General features: G+C 70.6%; 3 protein-coding genes. 2 read left to right on the forward strand and 1 reads right to left on the reverse strand.

Going from position 1 to position 4804, the window contains the following annotated elements; translation table 11 throughout:
• Together AC27KI_RS18800 and AC27KI_RS18805 are read left to right on the forward strand one after the other, a co-directional pair.
• Positions 1-723, forward strand: a 723-nt coding sequence (locus tag AC27KI_RS18800; RefSeq protein ID WP_487115225.1) for a Bug family tripartite tricarboxylate transporter substrate binding protein, incomplete at its 5' end; no start/stop codon positions are given.
• A gap of 186 nt (positions 724-909) precedes the next feature.
• Entirely contained in the window at positions 910-3003 is a 2094-nt protein-coding gene (locus tag AC27KI_RS18805) for an alpha/beta hydrolase domain-containing protein (protein ID WP_487115229.1), read from the forward strand.
• A 78-nt stretch (positions 3004-3081) separates the two neighbouring features.
• On the opposite strand, the gene AC27KI_RS18810 is transcribed toward AC27KI_RS18805, so the two are convergent.
• Positions 3082-4542, reverse strand: coding sequence for an aminotransferase-like domain-containing protein (locus AC27KI_RS18810; protein WP_487115227.1), 1461 nt, complete (start codon positions 4540-4542; stop codon positions 3082-3084).
• Positions 4543-4804: the final 262 nt, after the last annotated feature.

Here is a 4804-nt window from a genome sequence, read left to right on the forward strand (position 1 = left end):
GCCGCGCCGGACGGCTACACGGTGCTCATCACCACCAACACCACGCACGCCGCCAACGAGCACCTGTACAAAAAGCTGTCCTATGACCCGGTGAAGGATTTCGTGCCGGTCACCGGCCTGGGCAAGGGCGGCCAGGTGCTGGTGGTGAACGCCGCGGCGCCCTACAGGAACGTAGGCGAGCTGATCGCGGCGGCCAAGAAGAGCCCGGGCAAGCTCAGCTTTGGCAGCGGCAGTTCGTCCAGCCGCGTCGCGGGGGAGATGCTCAAGCAACTGGCCGGCGTGGACATCCTGCACGTGCCCTACAAGAGCAACCCCCTGGCCATCACCGACCTACTGGGCGGGCAGATCGATCTCATGATCACCGACACCTCGACGGGCGTGCCGCAGATCAAGGCCGGCAAGCTGCGCGCGCTGGGCTATTCGACGAAAAAGCGCGGTGCGCAACTGCCCGACGTGCCCACCATCGAAGAGGCCGGCGTGAAGGGCTACGACATGGGCTACTGGTTCGCCGCCTACGTGCCTGCGGGCACGCCGGCCCCCGTGGTGGCGCGGCTCAACGAACTGCTTGGGCAGGCCACCAAGAGCGCGGCGGCCCAGTCGTTCTACGACATGGCGGGCTCCGAGGCCTGGACCACCACCTCCGACGAACTCGCGAAGTTCCAGGCCGCCGAAACCCAGAAATGGGGCCAGGTCATCAAGGCCGCGGGCATCCAGCCCGAATAGGTTCTCGCCCCCTCACGGCCCATCGGGCTGCGCCCTGAAGGCGCGCACGTCCCCGCCGCAGCGCACGGCGGGGAGGGCGCAGCCTTGCCCTGTACCGACGACAACACCCAAGAACCTTCCGGAGACAAAACCATGACATTCCCGTCCTTCGCGATTTACCCGCTGGGTCGCCCCCGGCTGCGCGCCATGGCGCCCGTGCTGGCTGCGGCGCTGCTGGCCGCCTGCGGCGGCAGCGATTCCCCTCCCGCGGCCACCGCCCCGCAGATGCGCCTGTCCATCACGGCCACCGAGCACGTCGCGGGCACCTACGGCAGCGTGGGCGCCTACGAGAAACTGACCGGCACCCTGCGCGGCGAGGTCGATCCCGCCGACCCGCGCAATGCGGTGATCCAGGACCTGCAACTGGCCCCCGTCAATGCGCGCGGCATGGTGGAGTACAGCGCCGACTTCGTGATGCTCAAGCCCAAGGACATGGCCCGCGCCAGCGGCGTGCTGCGCTACGACGCGCCCAACCGCGGCAACATCCTCACGCAGCCCAACCCGGCCGCGACGCCGGGCGATGCGGTGTACTTCGAGCGGGGCTACGTGATGCTGTATTCGGCCTGGCAGGGCGATGTGCCCAAGAGCACGCCCGCTCGCCTGACCGTGACGGTGCCCGTGGCCCGGAACCAGGACGGCAGCACCATCACCGGCCCGTACCGCACCGAACTCGTGCCCACGGCCGCTGTGGCTGCCATGGCGCTGCCGGGCGGCGTGTTCAACGGCACCATGATCCCGTACGAGCCCGCCAGCCTGGACAACACCCAACCCGGCTATTCGCTCACCCGCCGACGCAACGAGACCGATGCGCGCGAGCCCGTGCCCTCGGGCCAGTGGAAGTTCGCCACCTGCGATGCGGCCGCCAACCCGTTCCCGGGCACGCCCAACCCGGCCAGCGTGTGCCTGCAGGGCGGCTTCGATCCGCAGTACCTGTACGAGCTGGTCTATGTGGCGAAAGACCCCAAGGTCATGGGCGTGGGCCTGGCGGCGCTGCGCGACACGGTGAGCTTTTTCCGCAGCGCGGCGGCCGATGCCGATGGCCGGGCCAACCCGGTCGCCGGCCGCATCCAGTCCACGCTGGGGCAGGGCACCTCGCAGTCGGGCAATGCGATGAAGACCTTCCTGCACCTGGGCTTCAACCAGTCGCTGCGCGGCGGCAAGGTGTTCGACGGCATGTTCGCCCACGTGGCCGCGCGCCAGACCCACATCAACACGCGCTTCGCCGTGCCGGGCGGCGGCGGTGGGCTGCGCACCGACCACACGGCCTTCGGCCAGACGGCGCCGCGCGGGCTGGACAAGGACTACAGCGACGAGGTGAGCGGCCGGCAAGGCGGCGTGATGAAGCGCTGCGCGGCCACCGACACCTGCCCGAAGTTCTTCCTGGGCCTGTCGGGCACCGAGTTCTGGCAGCTGCAGGGCTCACCGGTGCTGACGGATGCCAACGGCCTGCGCGACCTCGCCCAGCCCGCCAATGCGCGCATCTACTACTACGCCAGCACGCAGCACGGCGGCACGGGCGGCACCGAAAGCATCAGCTACGCGCCCACGCGCAATGTCTATCCGGCCGGCACGGTGGTGCACTTCACCGACACCTTCCGCGCGCTGTTCATCGCGCTGGAAGACTGGGTGGTGCGCGGCACCGAGCCGCCAGCCAGCCAGGTGCCCAAGGTGGCCGACGGCACGCTGGTGCCGCCCGCGAAGCTCGTGTATCCGGCCATGCGGGGATTGACCTGGAGCGTGGGCGGCACGCCGACCGCCATCCCGGCGTTCGACTACCTGGCGCGCTACAACGGCTTCTCACTGCTGGACTTCGGGCCGCAGTACGTGCCGCAGGACGAGTCCGGCATCGCCACGCTGCAGCCGCCGCGCGCCGTGGGCCGCGACTACGCCATCCTGGTGCCGCAGGTGGACCCGTCCACCGGCCTAGCCCGCGCCGGCATCCAGAGCGTGGAAGCGCGCGCCCCGCTGGGCACGAGCATCGAGTTCAACTACGTGGCCACGCCGGGCATCACCGATCTGTCCAACCTCACCGGCAGCTTCATTCCCTTCCACAAGACGCGCGCCGCGCGGCTGGCGGCGGGCGATGCGCGGCCGTCGTTGGAAGAGCTGTACGGCACGCAGGCCGGCTACGTGGCCGCGGTCACCCAGGCGGCCGATGCACTGGTGGCGGGGCGCCTGCTGCTGCGGCGCGATGCAGATGCGCTGATGGCCAAGGCCAGGGCGTCTTCCGTGCTTCCCTGACGCGGAAGGATGGCGGGGCGGCGGTTTGAAAGAAAAAGTGCCGATGCCCTAGTCGTCATTGTCTCTGTTGCTATTGATTTAATAGCAATCGGTGGCGGCGCCGGTGGGCCCGCTCCGGCACAGCGCGCCGGCCAGCGCGCCCACGGTGCGCAGGGCCTCGTCGAAGCGCGCCGCGGCCGGGTGGCCGCAGTTGATGCGCACGCAGTGCGAGAAGCGCCGGTCGGTGGAAAAGAGGTGCCCCGGCGCCAGGCTGATGCCCTGGCCCAGCGCCGCGCGGTGCAGGGCCAGGGCATCCACGGACTGGGGCAGCTCCACCCACAGGAAATACCCGCCGTCCGGCCGCGACACGCGCGTGCCGGGCGGAAAGTGCTCGGCGATCAGCGCCCGTGCGCGCGCCTGCTGGCGCGCCAGCATGCCGCGCAGCTGGCGCAGGTGCCGGTCGTAGCCGCCCTGGTCCAGGTATTCCGACAGCGCCTGCTGCGACGGCGTGGCGGTCGAGAGCGTGGTCATCAGCTTCAACCGCTGCACCGCGCCGGCAAAGCGGCCCGCGGCCACCCAGCCCACGCGGTAGCCGGGCGCCAGGCATTTGCTGAACGAGCTGCAGTGCAGCACCTGGCCCCCGGTGTCGAAGGCCTTGGCCGGCGGCGGGCGGCGCGGGGCGAAGTGCAGTTCGCCATACACGTCGTCCTCGATCAGCGGCACGCCGTGGCGGGCCAGCAGCGCCACCAGCGCCTCCTTGCGCTCCTCGGGCAGGGTGCTGCCCAGCGGGTTCTGGAACGTGGGCATCAGCCAGCAGGCCTTGACGGGGTGCGCGCGCAGCGCGCGTTCCAGGGCGCCCAGGTCGATGCCTTCGCGCGGGTGGGTGGTGATCTCCACCGCGCGCAGCCGCAGCCGCTCCAGCGCCTGCAGCGCCGCGTAGAAGGTGGGCGACTCCAGCACCACGATGTCGCCCGGCTGCGTGATGGCCTCCAGGCACAGGTTGAGCGCCTCCATCGCGCCGTTGGTGGTCACGATCTCGGCCGCATCCACCGCCATGCCGTGCAGGCCGTAGCGCAGCGCGATCTGCTGGCGCAGCCGCTCGTCGCCTGGCGCCAGGTGCTGCACGATGGCGGCCGGGTCCAGCCGGCGCATGCCGCTGGACAGGCAGCGCGCCAGCCGCGCCAGCGGAAAGAGTTCAGGGCCCGGAAACGCCGACCCGAGCGGCACCAGGTGCGGGTCGCGCGCCGATCCCAGCACGTCGAACACCAAGTCGCTGATCTCCACGCCGCGCGAGCCGTCGTGCGGCGCCGAAGGCTGGGGCTCGGCCGGGACGCGGTCCGTGGCGGACGGCTGCCGGTGGCTCACGTAGTAGCCCGAGCGCGGCCGCGCATGCACCAGGCCCTGCGCTTCCAGCAGGTCGTAGGCCGCGAACACGGTCGATGGGCTGATGCCCCGGGCCCGGCTGGTTTCCCGCACCGAGGGCATGCGATCGCCCGCGCGCAGGGCGCCGCTGTGGATCAACTGGGCGAGGGCGTCGGCGTGGCGTTCGTAGCGTTTCATGGACGGGAGCGGACCGGGGAGGGGTGGTGGATGGACCGTGGCGGCGTGGACGGCATGCAACTGATCCGTATTTTTAGCGGCAAACTGAATCTGTACTGTTTTGCCCGGGGTGCGTAGAGTCGCACATGGCAGACCTGCCGCATTCCCACGTCCGATCGGATCCCCCATGAATGAAACCGCATGCCGGGCCGGGCGCCTGGCCTTGCTGGCCCTCGTGTCGCTGCTGGCGCTGCTGACGGCGGCGGGGCCGGCCGCCGCGGCG

The sequence above is a fragment of the Acidovorax sp. KPB24-03 genome, assembly GCF_057546605.1.

Bases quoted from the DNA above. Each gene is read 5' to 3' on its own strand.
- AC27KI_RS18805 (WP_487115229.1), top strand. From the start codon at position 910: ATGGCGCCCGTGCTGGCTGCGGCGCTGCTGGCCGCCTGCGGCGGCAGC.
- AC27KI_RS18810 (WP_487115227.1), bottom strand. From the start codon at position 4,542: ATGAAACGCTACGAACGCCACGCCGACGCCCTCGCCCAGTTGATCCAC.